The sequence below is a fragment of the Pseudomonas sp. PvP100 genome (assembly GCF_017833055.1).
GTDB lineage: Bacteria > Pseudomonadota > Gammaproteobacteria > Pseudomonadales > Pseudomonadaceae > Aquipseudomonas > Aquipseudomonas syringae.
In genome coordinates, this window is the sequence record NZ_JAFIBO010000001.1 from 949,648 (window position 1) to 970,967 (window position 21,320).

At 59.1% G+C, this 21,320-nt stretch carries 14 protein-coding genes and 1 pseudogene; 7 read left to right on the forward strand and 8 right to left on the reverse strand.

Annotated elements, in window-relative coordinates:
* Window positions 1-2 precede the first annotated feature (2 nt).
* From JOE39_RS04050 to JOE39_RS04060, 3 genes are all read left to right on the forward strand, one after another.
* The gene (locus JOE39_RS04050; protein ID WP_003315687.1) at window positions 3-827 is read left to right on the forward strand and encodes a mechanosensitive ion channel domain-containing protein; all 825 of its coding nucleotides are present in this window, start codon (window positions 3-5) and stop codon (window positions 825-827) included.
* 82 nt (window positions 828-909) lie between these two features.
* The gene (sigX, locus tag JOE39_RS04055) at window positions 910-1,500 is read left to right on the forward strand and encodes an RNA polymerase sigma factor SigX (protein ID WP_003315686.1); all 591 of its coding nucleotides are present in this window, start codon (window positions 910-912) and stop codon (window positions 1,498-1,500) included.
* Window positions 1,501-1,605: 105 nt separating this feature from the next.
* On the forward strand, window positions 1,606-2,640 hold the full coding sequence (locus JOE39_RS04060) for an OmpA family protein (RefSeq protein WP_003392951.1): 1,035 nt from the start codon (window positions 1,606-1,608) through the stop codon (window positions 2,638-2,640).
* Window positions 2,641-2,727: 87 nt separating this feature from the next.
* On the opposite strand, the gene cobA is transcribed toward JOE39_RS04060, so the two are convergent.
* The 5 genes and pseudogenes from cobA to JOE39_RS04085 form a co-directional block, all read right to left on the reverse strand.
* Complete coding sequence (gene cobA, locus JOE39_RS04065) at window positions 2,728-3,489, reverse strand: uroporphyrinogen-III C-methyltransferase (RefSeq protein ID WP_024684475.1); 762 nt, start codon at window positions 3,487-3,489, stop codon at window positions 2,728-2,730.
* A gap of 10 nt (window positions 3,490-3,499) precedes the next feature.
* Window positions 3,500-6,220 (reverse strand): nitrate reductase, encoded by a 2,721-nt coding sequence (locus JOE39_RS04070; protein ID WP_210077848.1) that lies wholly within the window; start codon window positions 6,218-6,220, stop codon window positions 3,500-3,502.
* Between the two features lie 20 nt (window positions 6,221-6,240).
* A pseudogene (locus tag JOE39_RS04075) lies at window positions 6,241-7,446 on the reverse strand (FAD-dependent oxidoreductase); the annotation flags it as partial.
* 276 nt (window positions 7,447-7,722) lie between these two features.
* A complete protein-coding gene (locus JOE39_RS04080; RefSeq protein ID WP_210077844.1) occupies window positions 7,723-9,384 on the reverse strand; it encodes a bifunctional protein-serine/threonine kinase/phosphatase in 1,662 nt (553 codons plus the stop codon).
* Between the two features lie 7 nt (window positions 9,385-9,391).
* Window positions 9,392-10,603, reverse strand: coding sequence for a nitrate/nitrite transporter (locus tag JOE39_RS04085; RefSeq protein ID WP_024649053.1), 1,212 nt, complete (start codon window positions 10,601-10,603; stop codon window positions 9,392-9,394).
* 904 nt (window positions 10,604-11,507) lie between these two features.
* Here JOE39_RS04085 and JOE39_RS04090 point away from each other — a divergent pair.
* Complete coding sequence (locus tag JOE39_RS04090) at window positions 11,508-12,755, forward strand: glycoside hydrolase family 68 protein (protein WP_032660683.1); 1,248 nt, start codon at window positions 11,508-11,510, stop codon at window positions 12,753-12,755.
* A gap of 59 nt (window positions 12,756-12,814) precedes the next feature.
* Here the strand turns inward: JOE39_RS04090 and JOE39_RS04095 are convergent, their stop codons facing one another.
* Entirely contained in the window at window positions 12,815-13,390 is a 576-nt protein-coding gene (locus JOE39_RS04095; RefSeq protein ID WP_003392969.1) for an ANTAR domain-containing protein, read from the reverse strand.
* Between the two features lie 14 nt (window positions 13,391-13,404).
* Entirely contained in the window at window positions 13,405-14,616 is a 1,212-nt protein-coding gene (locus JOE39_RS04100; RefSeq protein WP_024663903.1) for a CmpA/NrtA family ABC transporter substrate-binding protein, read from the reverse strand.
* Window positions 14,617-14,867: 251 nt separating this feature from the next.
* Here JOE39_RS04100 and JOE39_RS04105 point away from each other — a divergent pair, with 251 nt between their 5' ends.
* The gene (locus JOE39_RS04105) at window positions 14,868-15,899 is read left to right on the forward strand and encodes a quinone-dependent dihydroorotate dehydrogenase (RefSeq protein ID WP_003346110.1); all 1,032 of its coding nucleotides are present in this window, start codon (window positions 14,868-14,870) and stop codon (window positions 15,897-15,899) included.
* Window positions 15,900-16,040: 141 nt separating this feature from the next.
* Here JOE39_RS04105 and JOE39_RS04110 read toward each other — a convergent pair whose 3' ends face one another.
* A complete protein-coding gene (locus JOE39_RS04110) occupies window positions 16,041-16,256 on the reverse strand; it encodes a ribosome modulation factor (RefSeq protein ID WP_002553055.1) in 216 nt (71 codons plus the stop codon).
* A 588-nt stretch (window positions 16,257-16,844) separates the two neighbouring features.
* On the opposite strand from JOE39_RS04110, the gene rlmKL reads away from it, so the two are divergent.
* The gene (gene rlmKL, locus JOE39_RS04115) at window positions 16,845-19,097 is read left to right on the forward strand and encodes a bifunctional 23S rRNA (guanine(2069)-N(7))-methyltransferase RlmK/23S rRNA (guanine(2445)-N(2))-methyltransferase RlmL (RefSeq protein WP_210077841.1); all 2,253 of its coding nucleotides are present in this window, start codon (window positions 16,845-16,847) and stop codon (window positions 19,095-19,097) included.
* 514 nt (window positions 19,098-19,611) lie between these two features.
* Window positions 19,612-21,231, forward strand: coding sequence for a methyl-accepting chemotaxis protein (locus tag JOE39_RS04120; RefSeq protein WP_210077839.1), 1,620 nt, complete (start codon window positions 19,612-19,614; stop codon window positions 21,229-21,231).
* Window positions 21,232-21,320 lie beyond the last annotated feature (89 nt).

The following is a 21,320-nucleotide window of genomic DNA, read 5'->3' on the forward strand; positions in this document are numbered from 1 at the left end:
GCATGGAACTGAACCTCTGGACCCAGAGCCTTCTTGCTGCAATGACTGCATTGTGGACCAAAGTCGCAAACTTCATCCCCAACCTGTTCGGCGCCCTGGTTGTGGTGTTGCTCGGTTTTGTCGTCGCCAAGCTGCTCGACGCACTGCTTTCCAAATTACTGGCCAAACTGGGCCTTGATCGTCTGGTCGGCGGTACCGGCCTGACCAAGATCATCGGCCGCGCTGGCGTCAAGGTGCCGGTCTCCACGCTGATCGGCAAGGTCGTCTACTGGTTCGTTCTGCTTATATTCCTCGTATCGGCCGCTGAATCATTGGGCCTGCAGCGGGTCTCAGCTACGCTCGACATGCTGGCGCTGTATTTGCCTAAGGTATTTGGTGCTGCGCTGGTGCTGCTGGTCGGTGTGCTGTTGGCGCAACTGGTCAATGGCCTGGTACGAGGTGCTGCCGAAGGCGTAGGGATCGATTACTCTGCCGGCTTGGGGCGAATTGCCCAGGGGCTGGTCATTATCATCAGTATTTCGGTCGCGATCAGCCAGTTGGAGGTTAAGACCGACCTGCTGAACCACGTTATTGTGATTGCGCTGATTACCGTTGGTCTGACAGTGGCGCTTGCCCTGGGCCTCGGCAGTCGCGAAATTGCCGGGCAGATCATTGCCGGAATTTACGTCCGCGAGCTGTTTCAGGTCGGGCAACAGGTACAGATAGGCGATACGGAAGGGCAAATCGAGGAAATCGGTACGGTCAAGACAACGCTACTGACAGACGAGGGGGAGCTGGTGTCGTTTTCCAACCGCATCCTGCTCGAGCAGAGAGTAAGCAGCCGTTAAGCGGTTAACCTGCTAATGTATGCCGCCAGGTTGCCGATACAGGCCATGGCGGACATTGACCTGACTGTCGGCAAGATTTGTTTTGAATAAACCTCAACCGTTTTCGACGCGCTACGACCCACGCGAGCTCTCAGATGAGGAGCTGGTTGCGCGCGCCCACGTTGAGCTGTTCAATGTGACGCGGGCCTACGAAGAATTGATGCGCCGTTACCAGCGAACACTTTTTAACGTGTGCGCGCGGTATCTGGGGAACGATCGCGATGCTGATGATGTCTGTCAGGAGGTGATGCTTAAAGTGTTGTATGGGTTGAAAAATTTTGAAGGTAAATCTAAATTTAAAACCTGGCTGTACAGCATCACCTACAATGAATGCATCACGCAGTACAGGAAGGAACGGCGTAAGCGTCGCTTGATGGACGCGCTGAGTCTGGATCCACTTGAGGAAGCGTCGGAAGAAAAGGCGCCCAAACCTGAAGAACGGGGCGGACTTGATCGCTGGCTTGTGTATGTGAACCCGATCGATCGGGAGATTCTGGTCCTGCGTTTTGTTGCAGAACTTGAATTCCAGGAGATCGCTGACATCATGCACATGGGCTTGAGCGCAACGAAAATGCGTTACAAGCGGGCTTTAGATAAATTACGAGAGAAATTTGCGGGAATCGCCGAAACTTAATACGGTGCAAATATCTCTAACAAACTGGCAAGGTCTGGTAGACTTGCCGCTGAGTTGTCCCCATGTGTGGGACTGCTTAATAATCATCAGATGGGGATTTAACGGATGAAACTGAAAAACACCTTGGGCTTGGCCATTGGTACTATTGTTGCCGCAACTTCGTTCGGCGCGCTGGCTCAAGGCCAAGGCGCGGTCGAAATCGAAGGCTTCGCCAAGAAAGAGTACTACGACAGCGATCGTAACTTCAAAAACGACGGCAACCTGTTCGGCGGCTCCGTTGGCTACTTCCTGACTGACGATGTTGAGCTGCGTCTGGGCTACGACGAAGTCCACAACGTCCGTAGCGACAGCGGCAAGAACATCAAGGGCGCAGACACTGCTCTGGACGCTCTGTACCACTTCAACAACCCAGGCGACATGCTGCGTCCATACGTATCTGCCGGTTTCTCTGACCAGAGCATCGGTCAAGACGCTCGCCGTGGCCGTGACGGTTCCACCTTCGCCAACATCGGCGGCGGCGCCAAGCTGTACTTCACTGACAACTTCTATGCCCGTGCAGGCGTTGAAGCTCAGTACAACATCGACCAAGGCAACACCGAGTGGGCGCCTAGCGTCGGTATCGGTGTAAACTTCGGTGGCGGCAGCAAGAAAGTTGAAGCAGCACCAGCTCCAGTAGCTGAAGTGTGCTCCGACAGCGACAACGACGGCGTGTGCGACAACGTCGACAAGTGCCCGGACACCCCAGCCAACGTTACCGTTGACGCTGATGGCTGCCCAGCAGTTGCCGAAGTGGTTCGTGTTGAGCTGGACGTGAAGTTCGATTTCGACAAATCCGTAGTCAAGCCTAACAGCTACGGCGACATCAAGAACCTCGCTGACTTCATGCAGCAGTACCCACAGACCACCACCACTGTTGAAGGTCACACTGACTCCGTCGGTCCTGACGCTTACAACCAAAAACTGTCCGAGCGTCGTGCAAACGCCGTTAAACAGGTTCTGGTTAACCAGTACGGTGTTGGCGCTAGCCGCGTAAACTCGGTTGGTTACGGCGAAAGCAAGCCAGTTGCTGATAACGCAACTGAAGCTGGCCGCGCAGTTAACCGTCGCGTAGAAGCAGAAGTAGAAGCTCAAGCTAAGTAATTAGCCGCTTGTACTGAAAAGCCCGGCTTAGGCCGGGCTTTTCTTTGCCTGCGATTTGGCATTGCGTCTGTTCAGGCGGGCTTGATGTCAGCCGGCATTCAGCTGCGCGTGGTCTGTCAGGGTTTGATTCAGCAGCTCATTGCTGTGCGCGGCAACCGCACCGATCACCAGAATGGCGGGGCTCTTCAATTGGAAAGCGGCTGCGTCCTGTTGCATGTCATTCAGGGAGCTGCGGCATTCGCGCTGCCACGGCAGCGAAGCGTTCTCGATCATCGCCACCGGCATCTCGCCACTCATTCCGCCTGCCAGCAGGCTCTCGCGAATTTCCGCCAGTTTCGCCACGCCCATGTAAACCACCAGGGTGGTTCCGCCTTGCGCGAGCGCCTGCCAGTTGAGGGTGCTGTCGTCCTGAGTGTGAGCGGTGACCAGCGTCACGCCACGGCTAATACCACGCAGGGTCAGCGAAATGCCGCACTGTGTTGCACCGGCAAGACCCGCTGTAATGCCGTTGACCAGTTCCACGGCGACACCGCGCTCCTGCAGCCATTGAGCCTCTTCACCGCCCCGTCCGAAGATGCAAGGATCGCCGCCTTTAAGGCGAACCACGCATTTGCCCTGACGGACATAGCGCAGCATCAGGCGATGGATAAACGCTTGCGGCGTCGAACGGCAACCGCCGCGCTTGCCGACCGCGATGACCCGCGCTCCCGGACAATGTTCCAGCACTGCGGGGTTGACCAGATCGTCGATCAGCACTACGTCGGCTTCAGCCAAGGCACGCACTGCCTTGAGGGTCAGTAATTCCGGGTCGCCTGGGCCTGCGCCCACCAGCCATACTTTTGCGCTCATGCCGCATTCCTCATTCTGTAACCGCCACGGTATGGATCAGTCTTCTTATTTCCGGCACGCACGAGCCGCACTGGGTGCCGCAGCCCAACTGTGTCTTGAGTTGATTCAGGTCCAGGCCACGCTCGATAGCGCTCATGACCGCGTTCTGGCTGACGTTCATGCAGTTGCACAAGGTCTTGTCGCGAGTCTGTGTCGAGTCTTTGCCCGGTTCGCTGCTCAGCGGTGCCAACAGCCAGCGCCGCAGTGAAGCATCGACGCGCTGTTCCAGCCACAACGTCTGCAGCCAATGCCGGGCAAGTGTTTCACCGGCCAGACGAATCGCGGTAATACGTTGGTTGTCGATACGTACTCGCTTGCCGATCGAGCGTTTGGGGTCGTCATACGCCATGACCGGTCCTTCATCCAGGCCCAGTACACGATCAATCTGCTCTAGCAGCGCTGAATCGGGTGCTTGTGCGCTGGCGGCGCGTATCAGCAGAGCCGGTCGCTCGCGTCCGGCAAGGCCCATGCTCAGGTAGGGGAAGGCGTCGCACAAGGGGCGCAGCTTTTCCATCCGTTGTTGCACGTTGCCCTCGACCAGCGCAAAGAATTGCCAGGGCAGGTAGGCTTTTTCGATCCTGACGCCGGCGTGCTTGAGTTCCGGTTGTTTCGAGACCGGGTCGAAGGCTGGCTGGGTGAGCACATTGATCCCCCCCTTGAGGAACCTGTCGCCCCAATGCATCGGCACAAAGGCCTGTCCGACTGCAACGCTGTCCTCGCTACCGACGGGCAACAGCAGTTCGCCGCGCCGGCTGATCAGTTTGATCAGGTCGCCGGGTTGCAGGTCATGGCTGAGCATGTCCTGCGGATTAAGGCTCAGCACTGCTTCGCTGACGTGTCCGAACAAACGCGCAGCGGTGCCGGTGCGACTCATGCCATGCCATTGATCGCGCAGCCTGCCGGTGTTGAGCGTCAGCGGGTAGTCGGCATCGCGCAATTCCCTGGCGGCAATGTAAGGCTCGGACAGGAACCGCGCCCGGCCTGAATCGGTGGCAAAGACTCCATCGCTGTAAAGGCGCGGCGTGCCGCTGCTAGCGCCACGCGGGAAGGGCCATTGTTGCGGGCCCTGCTGGTCGATGAGCTCGCGGTCGATTCCGGACATGTCCAGATCGCGTCCGACCGTCAGGCCCTTGAACTCATCGAACAAGGCCTTGGGTGTGGCGAAATCGAACAGCGCGGGCGCGTCGGGTTGCAGGCGTTTTTGCAGGCGCTGGGCGAAATCCACTGTGATTGCCCAGTCGGAGCGCGCTTCGCCGGGCGGCTGGATGGCCTTGCGCACGTTGGAGATGCGCCGTTCGGAGTTGGTCACCGTGCCTTCTTTCTCGCCCCAACTGGCGGCAGGCAGCAACAGATCGGCATAACGCGCGGTTTCGGTGGTTTTGAACGCTTCCTGGAGTACCACGAACGGGCAGGTTTCCAGCGCTTGCCTGATGCGGGTCTGGTCGGGCAGTGACTGTGCCGGGTTGGTACAGGCGATCCACAGGGCCTTGATCGTTCCGCTCTGCAATTGCTCGAACAGTTCGATGGCTGAAAGGCCGGGATTGGCAGGCAGGCTGTCGACGCCCCAGTAGTCTGCAACCTCCTGACGATGCTGAGGATTTGCCGCGTCGCGATGGCCTGGCAACAGGTTGGACAAGCTGCCGGTCTCACGTCCGCCCATGGCGTTGGGCTGGCCAGTGAGCGAGAAGGGGCCTGCGCCGGGTTTGCCAATCTGCCCGGTCGCCAGGTGCAGGTTGATCAGCGCGCTGTTTTTCGCGCTGCCGGCCGTGGACTGATTCAGCCCCATGCACCACAGCGACAGAAAAGCCGGAGCTTCGCCCACCCAGCGGGCGCAGGTGTGCAGCTGTTCCAGAGTAATGCCGCAGAGGGAGGCCACGTGCTCAGGCGGGTAATCACGGGCCAGCGTGGCCAGTTCCTCATAGCCCTGTGTGTGCGCGGCAATGAACGCCGGGTCGATCAGCCGTTCGCTCATCAGTATATGAAGGATGCCGTGAAACAGCGTGACGTCCGTGCCGGGCTGAATAGCCAGGTGCAGGTCGGCCAGTTCGCAGGTGTCGGTGCGCCGTGGGTCGATGACGATGAGTTTCATCTGCGGACGACAGCTTTTTGCCTCTTCCAGACGACGAAACAGAATCGGGTGCGCGTACGCCATGTTGCTGCCGACGATCATCACGCAGTCGCTCAGTTCGATATCTTCGTAGCTGCAGGGCGGTGCATCGGCACCCAGGCTGCGCTTGTAGCCAGCTACGGCCGAGGACATGCACAGCCTTGAGTTGCTGTCGATATTGTTGGTGCCGATCAGTGCGCGCGCCAGCTTGTTGAACGCGTAGTAGTCTTCGGTCAGCAACTGGCCGGAAATGTAGAAGGCGACGCTGTCGGGACCGTGTTCGCGAATGGTCTCGGCGAACACATTGGCCGCGTGCTCCAGCGCGGTATCCCAATCGGTGACGCTGCGCGCCAGGCCCTTGCCCAAACGCAGTTCCGGGTACAGCGCGCGGGCTTCGATGTCGCCGGTCAGGTGCAGGCTCGAACCTTTGCTGCACAGCTTGCCGAAGTTGGCCGGGTGCTTCGGGTCGCCGCTGACACCAAGAATATGCTCGCCGTCATGTTCGATCAGTACGCCGCAGCCCACGCCGCAATAGCAGCAGGTAGACGCCGTGAGTCGAGTGGTGTGGAGGGCAAGGCTGTTCATGCGCAGGCAGCCTCTGGCGCAGCGGGTTTGCCGAACATCAGGTGGTCGCGTATGGCGTCGATACCCTGGCCATCACGGATCTGCTGCAAGTACCAGTTGCCGTCGGCGGTGTCGCCGTACAGGCAGGCGCCGACCAGTACATCGTTCTTTATTACCAGTTTCTTGTAGACACCGCCGATGGGGTCGGAAAGGGTGATGCTTTCAGTGCCTTCGCCACCCAGGAAATCGCCGGCGGAAAACAGATCGATGCCGGTGACTTTCAGCTTGGTCGAGGTGACCGAGCCCGGATAACGCGCAAAGCCCAGTTGCGCAAGGTGATTGGCGCACACTCGGGCCTGCTCGAACAGCGGCGCCACCAGTCCATAGGCGATGCCCCTGTGGCTGACGCATTCGCCAATCGCGTAGATGCGCGGGTCGTAGGTCTGCAAGGTGTCATTGACCAGAATGCCGCGGTTACAGGGCAAGCCGGCTTGCTCGGCCAATTCGGTGTTGGGTCGTATGCCTGCTGTCATGACTACCAGATCGGCGTCGATCCTGTCGCCGTTGTTGAATTGCACTGCGGTTACACGGCCCTGATCATCGCCGAGCAGGGCGTTGGTCTGTTCGTCGAGGCGAAAGCTCAGGCCGCGCTTTTCCAGCGCCGCTTGCAACATCCGCCCGCTGGTCTTGTCCAGCTGGCGCTCCAGCAGCGTCTGGCCGTTATGCACTACCGTGACGTGCATGCCGCGCAGACTCAGGCCGTTGGCCGCTTCCAGGCCGAGCAACCCGCCGCCGATGACGACTGCGCGTTTGTGCGTGACGGCGGTGTCGATCATCTGCCGCGTGTGGCCGATGTCGCGATAACCGATGACGCCGTTCAGCGTGTTGCCGGGGATCGGCAGTATGAACGGTCGCGAACCGGTGGCAATCAGCAGCCGGTCGTAATGGGCCTGAGTGCCGTCATCGGCGATCACCAGGCGTCTAATGCGGTCGATCTTCACCACGCGACGGTTGAGCAACAACTGGATACGGTTGCGTTCGTACCAGTCGAGATCGTTGAGCACGATGTCTTCGAAATTCTGTTCGCCGGCCAGTACCGGCGACAGCAGGATGCGATTGTAATTGGGGTGTGGCTCGGCACCGAAGACCGTGATGTGGTAAAGGTCTTCGCTCAGTTTCAGCAACTCTTCGAGTGTGCGCACGCCGGCCATGCCGTTGCCGATCATCACCAGTTTGAGTTTGGTCATCTTGCCTCCGAGTCACTGCAGCGCGTGCTCGACATATTTAGCGCAAACAAAAAAAGGCGTCCCGTCAGTGGCCTGACGAGGACGCCTTTGTCCGGTCCCGTTCTCTCGGGAGACGCAGCCTTCAGCGTTGAGGGCGGCGTTTTATGAATTATCTAACAAGGACCATGCAGCGCTTGTGCCAACTCGGATTTGCCGGTCTGCGCGGCGTGCAGCCGATAATGCACACCCTTTCTGCACTGCGTTGAGGCGCGTTGCACAGAAGCGGGGCGCAAGGGCTCAGTGGCGGCCCATCAACCAGATCATCAGCACCAGATTGAACAGCAGGGAGAGCAGGGCCAGTGTTCGCCAGACTTTCAACGGTTCGCGTTCCAGCAGCGGACGCGGCTTTGCCACCAGCGGACGATGCTCGGCCTGCTCCAGTTCCAGCAACCACTGTTCGGCGGTTTCATAACGCTGGTTCGGGTCGGCGTGCAGTGCCTTGTCCAGGCTTTGGCTCAGCCACTGCGGCAGATCCGGTCGGTAACGACTGGGAGATATCGGTGTGCCGAAGCGACGGTGCTGAAAGGCTTCGATCTCACCGTACGGGTATTGCCCTGTCAGCAGGTAATACAGGGTGACGCCTGTTGCGTACAGGTCTTGTTGCGGATGCGGTTCCGCGCCGTTGAAGGCTTCCGGTGCTATATAGCTGGGTGTGCCGGGCAGGTCTTCGGTGTTGACCGCCGAAAGGCCCGGGCAGAACGCCAGGCCAAAATCCAGCAGGCGCAACTCGCCGTCGTCGGCCAGCAGCAGGTTTTCCGGTTTGATATCGCGATGGATGATGTTGCGTCGATGCAGCAGGCCCGTGGCCCGTAGCAGCCGCGTGGCGAGGTCCTGCCACTGGGCCAGCGGCAACGGCCCTTTGCCAGTGAAAAGCTCGGCCAGTGTGTGCCCGCGGTACTCGCGCATCACGTAATACAGATGCTGCCGGTCTGGCAGCGGGTGTATCTCGGGAAAGAAGCGCCCGGCGACCCGGCGCAGAAACCACTCTTCCAGCAGCAGCCCCTGACCGGCGCCGGTTTCGTCATGGCGACTGGCCGGCAGGGTTTTCAGCAGCCAGGGTTGCTCGTGGATATCGGTGACGCGATAAACGATGGACTGGCGTGACTGCGCCACGATGCCACCGACTTTCCAGCCCTCGAATGCCTGATCGGCCTTGAGCGCGGGTGGCAGCGGCCATTGTTGCAGTTGCAGCAGCGCATCCCCCAGATCATCCTCGCCGAGCATGTCGACCTGAATCAGCAGGGCGCTGGCATTGTCCTGACTGCCGGCCAGGTGCGCCGCGCTGACCAGGGTTTTGACTGCCGCGTCGAGGTCGTGCTGTTCGCCCAGAATCGAGCGAATGCTCGCATCGCCCAGCGTCGCCCAGACCCCATCGCTGACAAGCAGCAGGCGTTCGCCCTCACACAACTCGCCGTCCAGGTAATCCATGACCACGTACTGATCCAGACCCAGCGCACGCTTGAGCACATGCTGCATGTCGGCCTGTTCCCAGACGTGATCTTCACTGATGCGTTTGAGCGTCCCGGACCGCCAGCGATAAGCCCGGCAGTCGCCGACATGGGCGAGGGTGAAGCGCCGACCGCGCAGCACCAGAGCGCTGAGGGTGGTCAACAAGCCGTTGGCCAGCAGCCAGCGATTCTGGGCCAGCAGCAGACGATCAAGGGACTGCGCCACGCCCCAGGTTTCCGGCGTGGCGTAATAGTCGAGGGCCAGCGCCTGCAGGGTCGACTGCGCGGCCAGTGCGCCGTCGGCACACTGGCTGACGCCGTCGGCAAGGGCGAACAGATAGCCCTTGCTGGCCGCCAGCGCCGGGACTGGCGTGACCAGGCGCACGGCGTCCTGATTTTCCGCTCGCGGTCCGCTGGCGCTGAATTGCGCAAACTGCAGTTGCAGGGTCATCGGCGCTTCAGACCCGAGCCGCCGTGACTGCGGCCGAACCCCAGGTGGTTCTCCAGCGCCGCTTGACGTTCAGCAGGCCGAACCAGGCCAGTACCGCCAGGCCGGCGAACAGCCACAGGCCCAACTGGTAGTCGCCGGTGTTCTGTTTGATGGTGCCCAGGCCTGCCGCCAGCAGGAAGCCACCGATGCCACCCGCCATACCGATCAAGCCGGTCATGACCCCGATTTCCTTGCGGAAGCGCTGCGGTACCAACTGGAATACCGCGCCGTTGCCAGCACCCAGACCCAGCATTGCAGCCACGAACAGCGCCAGCGCTGCCCACGAACTCGGCAGGTTGAAGCCCACGGCGGCAATGCCGATTGCGGCAACCGCATACATGACGGTCAGCGTGCGAATCCCGCCGAAACGGTCGGCCAGCGCGCCACCCAACGGACGCATCAGGCTGCCACCGAATACGCAGGCAGCGGTGTAGTAACCGGCAGTGATCGGGCTCAAGCCATATTGGTCGTTGAAATAGCCGGGCAGGGCGCTGGCCAGGCCAATGAAACCACCGAATGTCACACTGTAGAAAAACATGAACCACCAGCTGTCACGGTCACCCAGCGCCTTGAGGTAGTCCGCCACGGATTTGGGTTTGCTGCGTTGCGGGGCGTTGCGTGCCATCAGGGTGAAGGCAATCAGCGTCAGAACCAGCGGGATCAGCGCCAGGCCGAAGACGTTGCCCCAGCCGAAACTGGCCGCCAGCACCGGCGCGATCAGCGCGGCCAGGACAGTGCCGGAATTGCCCGCACCGGCGATGCCCATGGCCTTGCCCTGATGCTGGGCTGGATACCATTGCGACGCCAGGGGCAGCGCGACAGCGAACGAAGCACCGGCCATACCGAGGAACAGGCCCAGCACCAGCACTTGGCCATAGGTGTGAATGCCCAGTTGCCAGGCAACCAGCAGTGCGCCGATAACAATCACCTGGCCGATGATCCCGGCAGTCTTGGGCGACAGCTGGTCGGCCAGCAGGCCCATGAAGAAGCGCAGCACCGCACCCGCCAGAATCGGCGTGGCGACCATCAGGCCACGTTGCTGAGTGGTCAGGTGCAGGTCAGTGGCAATCTGCACCGCCAGCGGGCCAAGCAGGTACCAGACCATGAAACTAAGGTCAAAATAGAGAAAGGCCGCGAACAGGGTCGGTTTGTGGCCTGCCTTCCAGAAGCTTGTATCCATGTGCACACCTCATCATCTGCTAGTTAGTCAGTCGGGCCATGACCGCGACACGGGTTATTCAGACGCTGTGGTGGAGTGTTCCGAATGACGGCGACTCCACCGGCCCCTTCGCCGGGGCCAAAACGCAAAAACGTCGCCTCTCTGTCCACGGGGGCGGAAAGAGATGAGCGACGTCTTTGTCGTAAAAGGTGATAGCCGCCGTTGGCTACCGGTGAGATTGCTTTAGCAATAGATGGGCCAAGGGCGGTGCAAGCGTGTCAGCCTTACGTCGCAGGCAGGTTGTATGGCTTTCAGGATCTGCGAGCAGACTGATGTATGACCTCGAACCGGGCGTGGGTCGGCAGGCGCGCTGCAAAAAAGGGCGTGGCGGCGAAAAGCCAGATAACGGCTTGCACAGTCCGTATCAGTCAACAGAAACAGGCAGTTAACAGGATTCAAGAATATTTTATTAAAGTTCAAATTATTTAATATTATTTAATGTGCCATCAGTTTTACGTGTAAGTACTGTCATTGTGATGCTGTTTCGATACGCAGCTATGATGACCTTAATGTATATAAGTTAATACGCAGCTCGCAGAGTTGTACGATAACAACGCTGCAAATATTTAATTTACTTTGCGTGGTATGTCTGAGAGCATCGCTTCTGTCGCAACCTGTGACGCTTATTCAACAGACAGTGATTTCACTTTTCAATCCGGTAATCTGTAGTTGCAGTTTGCCAGTCAATTTCGATAAATGCTTACTTTGAAAGAAGTCATCGGCTACTCGCTCTTTTATCGGCTTCCGGTTGTCCTCGACACCTGAATGCCCGACACACTCTGCACCTCGGCATTGCACGCATGCCTGCCGTGTTGCCTTCCTATCCGCGCTGCTTGTACAGGCGCCTGCAAAGGACATCATCATCATGAGTAACATCAATTACGCACCTACCATCTGGTCCCGTGCCGATGCGTTGAAGGTCAATGAAAATGACCCGACCACCACGCAACCGTTGGTAAAAGCAGACTTTCCGGTCATGAGTGATAAGGTCTTCATCTGGGACACCATGCCGTTGCGCGAGCTTGACGGCACGGTGGTCTCGGTCAACGGCTGGTCGGTCATCGTCACGCTGACAGCTGATCGCCACCCCGACGACCCGCAGTATCTCGGCGCCAACGGCCGCTACGACATCAAGCGCGACTGGGAAGATCGTCACGGGCGGGCGCGCATGTGCTACTGGTATTCGCGTACCGGCAAGAACTGGATCTTCGGTGGCCGGGTCATGGCCGAAGGCGTGTCGCCCACCACCCGTGAGTGGGCGGGCACACCGGTACTGTTGAATGACAAGGGTGATATCGATCTTTACTACACCTGCGTGACACCGGGGGCGACAATTGCCAAAGTACGCGGCCGTATTGTAACGTCCGATCAGGGCGTGGAGTTGAAAGACTTTACCCAGGTCAAAAAACTGTTCGAGGCCGACGGCACTTATTATCAAACCGAAGCGCAGAACTCGACGTGGAACTTCCGCGACCCCAGTCCGTTTATTGATCCCAATGATGGCAAGTTGTATATGGTCTTTGAAGGTAATGTCGCCGGCGAGCGCGGTACGCATTCAGTGGGTGCTGCGGAACTTGGCCCGGTGCCACCCGGCCATGAAGAAGTGGGCGGTGCGCGTTTTCAAGTGGGCTGTATCGGTCTGGCGGTTGCTAAAGATCTCAGCGGTGAAGAGTGGGAAATATTGCCGCCACTGGTGACGGCGGTGGGTGTCAATGATCAGACCGAACGTCCGCATTATGTCTTTCAGGACGGCAAGTATTATCTGTTCACCATCAGCCACAAGTTTACGTATGCCGACGGTGTAACCGGGCCGGATGGCGTTTACGGTTTTGTGGGCGAGCATTTGTTCGGGCCTTACCGGCCGATGAACGCATCCGGGCTGGTGCTGGGCAATCCGCCTGCACAGCCTTTTCAGACGTACTCCCACTGCGTGATGCCGAACGGCCTGGTGACTTCGTTCATCGACAGCGTGCCCACCAGCGGCGATGACTACCGTATCGGCGGCACCGAGGCGCCGACGGTTAGAATCCTGTTGAAGGGCGACCGCTCGTTCGTGCAGGAAGAGTATGACTACGGCTACGTCCCGGCTATGAAGGATGTACAGCTGAGCTGACAGGCTGTGCCCCTGTAACCTGTGAAGAACGCCTGTGCGGACAGGCGTTCTTCGTGGCTTCAGCCCAGCAGTTCGCTCATCGCGATAATCTGCTCTGCCACCTGAATCAGCTTCTGCTGACGACTCATTGCCTGACGTCGCATCAGCGTGTAAGCGTCCTCTTCGTTGCAATCCTTCATCTTCATCAGCAGTCCCTTGGCCAGTTCGATGCGCTTGCGCTCGGCCAGTTGCTGGTCGCGGGCATGCAATTGCGCGCGCAGCGCCTGATCGCTTTCAAAGCGGGCCATCGCCACATCCAGAATCGGTTGCAGCCGTTGCGCCTGAATACCCTCGACGATATAAGCGCTGACCCCGGATTTGATCGCCTGGCGCATCACGCCTGGATCGTGCTCGTCGGTGAACATCACGATGGGACGTGGCTGGTCGCGGCTGACCAGCACCACTTGCTCCATCACATCGCGACCTGGCGATTCAGTGTCAATGAGGATGACGTCCGGGCGCACGGCTTCAACGCGCGCGGGCAGGTCGATGACCAGTCCGGATTCGTCGATCACGTCGAAACCGGCCTCTATCAAGGCTGACCTGAGGCGACCGACCTTTTTGGCCGTGTCATTGATAAGCAGGATACGCAGCATGGTTACGTTCTCCTTCAACGACTGGCCACAGCGGGCGCGTCGTCGGCCAGCGAGTGGAGCTTGAAGCTACGCGCGTAGCCCGCCGGATCGCTGCCGTCCCAGACCCTGCCATCGATCAGCTGGCTGCTGCGCAAGGTCGCGGCAGGTACGTCGATGCCCAGCGCACTGGCGGCCTGACGGTACAGGTCGAGTTGCTGCACACGGCTGGCCACCGCCAGGTAATCCGGGTCTTCGCGCAACAGGCCCCAGCGTCGGAACTGGGTCATGAACCACATGCCGTCAGACAGCCAGGGGTAGTTGACCTGTCCCTGGGCATGGAAGCTGACCGCGTGAGGGTCTTGCCAGCGATTGCCGAGACCATCGCTGTACTGGCCGAGCAAACGCGGCTCGATGCAGTCCACCGAGGTGTCCAGGTAATCGGCACCGCTGAGTAGTTGCGCGGTGCTGCGCCGGTTATCGTCGTTTTCCTCGATGAAGCGGCTGGCTTCCAGTACGGCCATGATCAGCGCTCTGGCAGTGTTGGGGTTCTGCTCGACAAACTCACGGGTACAGCCCAGCACCTTGCCCGGGTGATCCGGCCAGATCGACTGGCTGGTCGCCATGGTGAAGCCCAGTTGCTGCTGTACGGCGCTGGCGCCCCAGGGTTCGCCGACGCAGAAACCGTCGATGCGCCCGGCCTGCAGGTGTTGCGCCATTTGCGTGGGCGGCACCACGACACTGGTCACATCATCGAGCGGATGAATGCCTTGGCTGGCCAGCCAGTAGTAGAGCCACATGGCATGGTTGCCGGTGGGGAAGGTCTGCGCGAAGGTCAGCTTTGAGCCGCTTTGGTGCGCGCGTTTGTCCAGTGCTTCAGGAGTGATCACGCCGGCCTGCTGTAATTCGCGGGACAGGTTGATGCACTGGCCGTTCTGGTTGAGCCCCATGAGGATGGCCATGTCGGTCGCTGGGCCGCCGCTGATGCCCAGTTCCACCGCATAGATCAGACCGTACAGGCTGTGTGCCGCCTGCAGCTGCCCGCTGACCAGTCTGTCGCGCAGCCCGGCCCAGGAGGTCTGACGCTCGAGGTTCAGGCTCAGGCCGTAAGGCTGGGCGAAACCCTGCGTGGCCGCGACCACCAGCGGGGCACAGTCGGTCAACGCCATGAAGCCCACGTCCAGGCTGTTCATTTCCGGGGCGTCACTACCGGCCACCCAGTCCAGCGCATTACCGGTTCGTTCTTTCATCGCGCGTGCTTCATCAAAGGTCCGTCCAGAAAAAAGGCGTCGTCCGACCCATTGCAATGCAAGTGTCGAAGCGACGCCGTTGTCCATGCACCGCTCCGCCGTTGGAGTGAGTGCCGATAGCGGTTTCAAGCAAGGCATATGCCATCGCCGGGGGAGGGCGAGCAACAAGTTTGTCGCGCGCCTCGCCTGACAGGCCCGCACACGTCTATAATCGCCACCCTGAATTCAGCTGCTCACGAGCCCATCCCGCCATGTATAACCTGGCCCGCCAGTTACTGTTCAAACTTTCCCCGGAAACCTCTCATGACCTGTCGCTGGACCTGATCGGTGCAGGCGGACGGCTGGGCCTCAATGGCCTGCTGAGCAAGTCCCCGGCGAAGTTGCCGGTCAGTGTGATGGGCCTTGAGTTTCCCAACCCCGTGGGGCTGGCAGCCGGCCTGGACAAGAATGGTGCGGCGATCGATGGCTTCGCGCAACTGGGCTTCGGTTTCGTCGAGATCGGCACAGTGACGCCACGTCCGCAGCCGGGCAATCCCAAGCCGCGTATTTTCCGCTTGCCCAACGCCGAGGCGATCATCAATCGCATGGGCTTCAACAATCTGGGCGTCGACAATCTGGTGTCCCGCGTCGAAGCGGCAAAGTATCGCGGCGTTCTGGGTATCAATATCGGTAAGAACTTCGACACGCCGGTCGAGCGCGCGGTCGACGATTACCTGATCTGCCTGGACAAGGTCTATGCCCATGCCAGCTACGTCACGGTCAACGTCAGTTCGCCCAACACGCCGGGGCTGCGCAGCCTGCAGTTCGGCGATTCGCTCAAGCAACTGCTCCAGGCCCTGAGCCTGCGTCAGCAGGAACTGACGCAACGGCATGGCAGGCGTGTGCCGCTGGCGATCAAGATTGCCCCGGACATGACCGACGAAGAAACCGTGCTGGTGGCCGCAGCCCTGATCGAGTCCGGTATGGACGCAGTCATTGCCACCAACACCACGCTGAGCCGCCAAGGCGTCGAAGGCCTTCCGCATGCTGATCAGGCAGGCGGTTTATCGGGCGCTCCGGTTCGGGAAAAAAGCACGCACATCGTCAAGGTTCTGGCCGGTGAGCTCGCGGGTCGTCTGCCGATCATCGCCGCCGGGGGGATCACCGAAGGCCGGCATGCCGCCGAGAAGATCGCTGCGGGTGCCAGTCTGGTGCAGATCTATTCGGGGTTCATCTACAAGGGCCCTGCGCTGATTCGCGAGTCTGTGGATGCCATTGCGGCGATGCCTCGCGCCGCACGCTGAACCCGGGGTAAAAAAAGGGGCTCTGCAAGAGAGCCCCTGGGCGTTGGCCCGCCGCCCGGGTCGGGCGTGCATGGTGCAGGTGTGAATCAGTCAGTCATGTATGGCCCGACAGAGGCCTGAAAGTCTTTGATGTGAATCGCCTCATCCGACCGCGTGAAGTTCGTTGAGTCTGTGGATGCCCGCAGTGCCGGTCATACCGTCCCAGTTGTCGCCGCGTCCTTCGCGCCAGCCATTGATCCATGCCTGGCGTACTGACGGTAGAGTAAAAGGGCAAAGCTCACGGGATTTACCATGAACGCCGTATTGATAACCGCGTAAAAATGCTCTTTCCAACGGATCACGCTTAAGTCTTCTCATAGGGTAATGCCCTCGTCTGTTGACTGTAATATCCCTGAGACCCCGTGTTGAGGTCGGGCAGAATCTTCTGCCGTTGGGGCCCGCTGCCGGCGTCGCGGGCCTTGATGCCATCACCGTTGCGGCGATGACCTGAGACGATTTCTAACCAAAGCGCAGGGCGGTGTGAATGATCGTTTTGTCATAAGCACGTCACATTCAGGTCTGTCGAGCAATAAGCGCTGACCTGTTTCAACCACGATTTTTTCTGCAGCCCCGTGAACATGGGGGTTTGCGAGCTCATTGAGATCGCTTATCAGGCTCATATACTGGCTCAATGCCTTGGCTGCTTAAGCGACGAAGGGTCACAGCAAGGCTGCAAAAATGTGACTTTTCAAAAAAAGACTTTCGACTGCGCGCCTCTATTGCCGACATCGCCTTGCCTGATATCTGTTCTAATACGCGCCAAAACTGCCGCAATGACATGACAGGATCATGCGGTGGACCGGCACACATCACGTGCCACGCAGGCGTTCTCCATGAAAGACGCCTGTTCAAATCTGGCAGGGCAATGCGTTGCCCGCCGCAGACGGCTCAGGCCCTGGAATACACATGTCGGATCGCTACGAACTTTTCCTCACTTGCCCCAAAGGCCTCGAGGGCCTGCTTGCCGAGGAAGCCACTGCGCTGGGTCTGCAAGAGACCCGCGAGCACACTTCAGCCATTCGCGGCTCGGCTGACATGGAGACCGCTTACCGGCTGTGTCTCTGGTCGCGCCTGGCCAACCGCGTGTTGCTGGTGCTCAAGCGCTTCCCGATGAAGGATGCCGAAGACCTTTACCACGGCGTACTGGATGTCGAGTGGCAGGACCACCTCGAATCCGACGGCACCATTGCCGTGGAATTCAGTGGCCATGGTTCGGGCATCGACAACACCCATTTCGGTGCACTGAAGGTCAAGGATGCGATCGTCGACAAGCTGCGCACCCCGGATGGCGAGCGCCCTTCGGTCGATAAGATCAACCCCGATCTGCGCGTACACCTGCGTCTGGATCGCGGCGAAGCCATTCTGTCCCTCGATCTGTCCGGGCACAGCCTGCACCAGCGCGGTTACCGTCTGCAGCAGGGCGCTGCACCGCTGAAGGAAAACCTCGCCGCCGCCATCCTGATCCGCGCCGGCTGGCCGCGCATCGCTTCCGAGGGCGGCGCGCTGGCTGACCCTATGTGCGGTGTCGGTACGTTCCTGGTCGAGGCCGGTATGATCGCCGCCGACATCGCCCCGAACATCAAGCGTGAACGCTGGGGTTTCTCGGCCTGGCTGGGCCACGTCCCGGCGCTGTGGCGCAAGCTGCACGACGAAGCGCTGGCCCGCGCCGAGGCCGGGTTGGCCAAGACCCCGTCTTGGATTCGCGGTTACGAAGCCGATCCGCGGCTGATCCAGCCAGGACGCAACAACATCGAACGTGCCGGCCTGAGCGACTGGATCAAGGTCTATCAGGGCGAAGTCGCGACGTTCGAACCGCGTCCCGACCAGAACCAGAAAGGCCTGGTGATCTGCAACCCTCCGTACGGCGAGCGTCTGGGAGATGAAGCCAGCCTGTTGTATCTCTACCAGAACCTCGGTGAGCGCCTGCGTCAGGCCTGCATTAACTGGGAGGCTGCGGTATTCACCGGCGCGCCTGATCTGGGCAAGCGCATGGGGATTCGCAGCCACAAACAGTATTCGTTCTGGAACGGCGCCTTGCCGTGCAAACTGCTGCTGATCAAGGTCACGCCTGACCAGTTCGTGACCGGCGAGCGACGCACCCCTGAGCAGCGTCAGATCGAACGCGAAAACCCTGTCGAGGTTGAAGTCGTTGAGCGAAAACTCAACAAGAACGGCAACCCGATCAAGCCGGAACCGGTGGTGGTCGAGCAGGCGCGCCTGAGCGAAGGCGGGCAGATGTTTGCCAATCGCCTGCAAAAGAACCTCAAGCTGATGGGCAAGTGGGTGCGTCGCGAAGGGATCGATTGCTACCGCGTGTATGACGCCGACATGCCTGAATACTCGCTGGCGATCGATCTGTATCACGACTGGGTGCATGTTCAGGAATACGCAGCACCCAAGTCCATCGATCCGGAAAAGGCCTCGGCGCGACTGTTCGATGCGCTGGCGGCCATTCCGCAAGCACTGAACATCGACAAGAACCGGGTGGTGATCAAGCGTCGCGAGCGTCAGAGCGGCACCAAGCAGTACGAGCGTCAAAGTGCTCAGGGCCAGTTTCTGGAAGTCAACGAAGGCGGCGTCAAGTTGCTGGTCAATCTGACCGACTACCTGGACACCGGGCTGTTTCTCGACCACCGGCCGATGCGCATGCGTATCCAGCGCGAGGCGGCCGGCAAGCGCTTTCTGAACCTGTTTGCCTACACGGCGACGGCCAGTGTGCATGCTGCCAAGGGCGGTGCGCGCAGCACCACCAGCGTCGACCTGTCGCGGACCTATCTGGACTGGGCGCGTCGTAACCTGTCGCTGAACGGTTTCTCTGACAAGAATCGTCTGGAGCAGGGCGACGTGATGGCCTGGCTGCAGGCCAACCGCGACGAGTACGACCTGATCTTCATCGACCCGCCGACGTTCTCCAACTCCAAGCGCATGGAAGGCATTTTTGATGTCCAGCGTGATCAGGTCGAGCTGATCGATCTGGCCATGGCTCGTCTGGCACCGGGAGGCGTGTTGTACTTCTCCAACAACTTCCGCAAGTTTGTGCTCGATGAAAACCTGAGTCAGCGTTATGCGGTCGAAGATATTACCGCGCAGACCATCGATCAGGACTTCGCCCGTAATGGCAAGATCCACCGCGCCTGGAAAATCATGGCGCGTAGCTGATCCGGTACGCGATGAACGGATCGGTAACAGTCCGTTCGTCGCGTCTCGCGACACTTCTTGCACTCGTTTGCATGCCCTTGTGCTCAAACGCGTTTAAACCTAAGGCAAACGCCTGATTTGTTGTTGCATATAAACGTCATGTGAATCAATAACTTGATGTGAAAAGTCTGAGTGTATGGACTTTGATGAAATTTATTTCACGAAGTCTGAAGCTTTTGCATTGCACGGCGTTGCGCGGTGTTATACTCGTGATATCAGATGGCTATATACTTTTAGTTGTTAGTATTCCGGCCGTAATCCTACGGTTATGCAACGGCTGTCTTATTGCATCTCTTGTCTGTTTTCGTTTCCTCGGATTGCGCACTTTTATTCCCGATATGATTTCCTCGGGAAAGCGGTTTATCGAATTTCAACTGTCGACCTCTTGAGTGAAGTCCCTGTTCAATCGGGCGACTGAAGGTATCGACCGTGCCTCGAGATTGTCCACGCCGTACCTACCTCCGAAGGTAACAAGATGAGAAACGTCAAGGTCGCTGTTCGTGCCGGGATGAGCTTTATGCTGATCACCTGCCTGCTCATCGCGCTGGGAGGGATCGCGCTATGGAAAATGGGCGAGTTACGGACCAGCATGGAATCGCTGGAAAAGGACGCGATGGCCAGCATCATACAGGCCAGCAAAATAAGCAGCGCCACGCTGCGCCTGCGACTGGATGCCCGGCGGTTGATTGCGCAGACTGACCTGCAGGCTCAGACCGTTACCGTGACTCGGTTGAAAACTGCGCGAGAAGACATGCTCAAACAATCTGCTGCGTATGCGCCGATGGTAAACGCTGCCGATGAGGCAAGTCTCTATCAAACCGTTACTACTTCCGCCCAGAAGTTTGCGTCACTTCTGGATACGGTGCTTGAGCTTGTTCAGAAAGGCGCTAACGCTGATGCAGTTACATTTACCGATACTAATATAGTGCCCGTCACCGGTGAGTTGCAGGCCGCCATCGACGCATTGGTTCAGATGAATATTGATCAGGCCGATCAACTGAGTGTGCGTGCAGAAGCCGCTTATGAAAGTGGTTTTATGTTCACAGTGGTTATTATTATAGTGTCATTGATCATTACCATATTTCTCGCGATTCTGTTGACGCGCAGTATTGTCACGCCTTTGAAATCATTGTTGTCGGTCAATGAGCGTATTGCCAGCGGTGATCTTCGTGGTGATATTCCGGTCACGGGCAACGATGAGTTTTCCGAACTGCAACGCTCGACACTGGCCATGCAGAAGAACCTGCGACAAACCATTGGCCTGATCGGCAACTCGTCACAGCAGCTGGCTTCCGCTGCCGAAGAAATGAACTCTATCACCGTGCAGTCCAGCACCGGGTTGGGTCGTCAGAATCAGGAGATCGAGCAGGCCGCCACAGCGGTCAACGAAATGACCGCAGCGGTCGATGAGGTCGCGCGCAACGCAGCGGCTGCATCTGACGCAGCGAAAGAATCCAATGCCTCCACAGTGCGCGGCGCTGAGCGAGTGGCCAGTACCGTCACCGCGATCGAAAAACTGAGCGCCACGGTGCTTGCCACCAGTGCCGATGTGCAGCGTCTGGCCGGGCAATCCAACGACATCAGCAAAGTCCTTGCGGTGATTCGTACCATCGCCGAGCAAACCAACCTGCTTGCCCTCAATGCCGCTATCGAAGCCGCTCGTGCCGGCGAGCAGGGGCGCGGTTTTGCGGTGGTGGCGGATGAGGTCCGGGCACTGGCGCATCGCACCCAGCAGTCAACCCAGGAAATCGAGCAAATGATCGGCGCCGTTCTAGAGGGCTCCGAACAAGCTACCCGGTCGATGCAGGAAAGTTGCACGGGCGCGCAGGATACTCTTGGGGTTGCGCACGAGGCCGGCGTGGCGCTTGACGAGATTGCCCGGCGCATCGAAGAAATCAATGACATGAACACGCTGATCGCTACAGCTTCCGAAGAGCAGGCGCAGGTGGCTCGTTCGATTGACCATAACCTGATCAGTATTCGCGACCTTTCCGTACAGAGTACCGAGGGTGCCAATCAGACTTCCCTCGCCAGTGGCGAACTGTCGAGACTGGCCATTGAAATGAACGGCGTCGTTACACGATTCAAGATGTAACTTGAGTGGCTGCCCGCAAGGCTTAAGCCCTGTCTTCAACCTTGCGGACAGACCAACGGATCGTCCTGAAACAGGCATAAGCCTATGAA

Excerpts from the sequence above, each read along its gene's own strand:
- JOE39_RS04100 (WP_024663903.1), bottom strand. The coding sequence starts at position 14,616 with ATGAAAGAACGAACCGGTAATGCGCTGGACTGGGTGGCCGGTAGTGAC.
- JOE39_RS04105 (WP_003346110.1), top strand. The coding sequence starts at position 14,868 with ATGTATAACCTGGCCCGCCAGTTACTGTTCAAACTTTCCCCGGAAACC.
- JOE39_RS04090 (WP_032660683.1), top strand. The coding sequence starts at position 11,508 with ATGAGTAACATCAATTACGCACCTACCATCTGGTCCCGTGCCGATGCG.
- JOE39_RS04050 (WP_003315687.1), top strand. The coding sequence starts at position 3 with ATGGAACTGAACCTCTGGACCCAGAGCCTTCTTGCTGCAATGACTGCA.
- JOE39_RS04095 (WP_003392969.1), bottom strand. The coding sequence starts at position 13,390 with ATGCTGCGTATCCTGCTTATCAATGACACGGCCAAAAAGGTCGGTCGC.
- JOE39_RS04110 (WP_002553055.1), bottom strand. The coding sequence starts at position 16,256 with ATGAGAAGACTTAAGCGTGATCCGTTGGAAAGAGCATTTTTACGCGGT.
- JOE39_RS04120 (WP_210077839.1), top strand. The coding sequence starts at position 19,612 with ATGAGAAACGTCAAGGTCGCTGTTCGTGCCGGGATGAGCTTTATGCTG.
- rlmKL (WP_210077841.1), top strand. The coding sequence starts at position 16,845 with ATGTCGGATCGCTACGAACTTTTCCTCACTTGCCCCAAAGGCCTCGAG.
- JOE39_RS04080 (WP_210077844.1), bottom strand. The coding sequence starts at position 9,384 with ATGACCCTGCAACTGCAGTTTGCGCAATTCAGCGCCAGCGGACCGCGA.
- JOE39_RS04070 (WP_210077848.1), bottom strand. The coding sequence starts at position 6,220 with ATGAACAGCCTTGCCCTCCACACCACTCGACTCACGGCGTCTACCTGC.
- JOE39_RS04085 (WP_024649053.1), bottom strand. The coding sequence starts at position 10,603 with ATGGATACAAGCTTCTGGAAGGCAGGCCACAAACCGACCCTGTTCGCG.
- JOE39_RS04060 (WP_003392951.1), top strand. The coding sequence starts at position 1,606 with ATGAAACTGAAAAACACCTTGGGCTTGGCCATTGGTACTATTGTTGCC.
- cobA (WP_024684475.1), bottom strand. The coding sequence starts at position 3,489 with ATGAGCGCAAAAGTATGGCTGGTGGGCGCAGGCCCAGGCGACCCGGAA.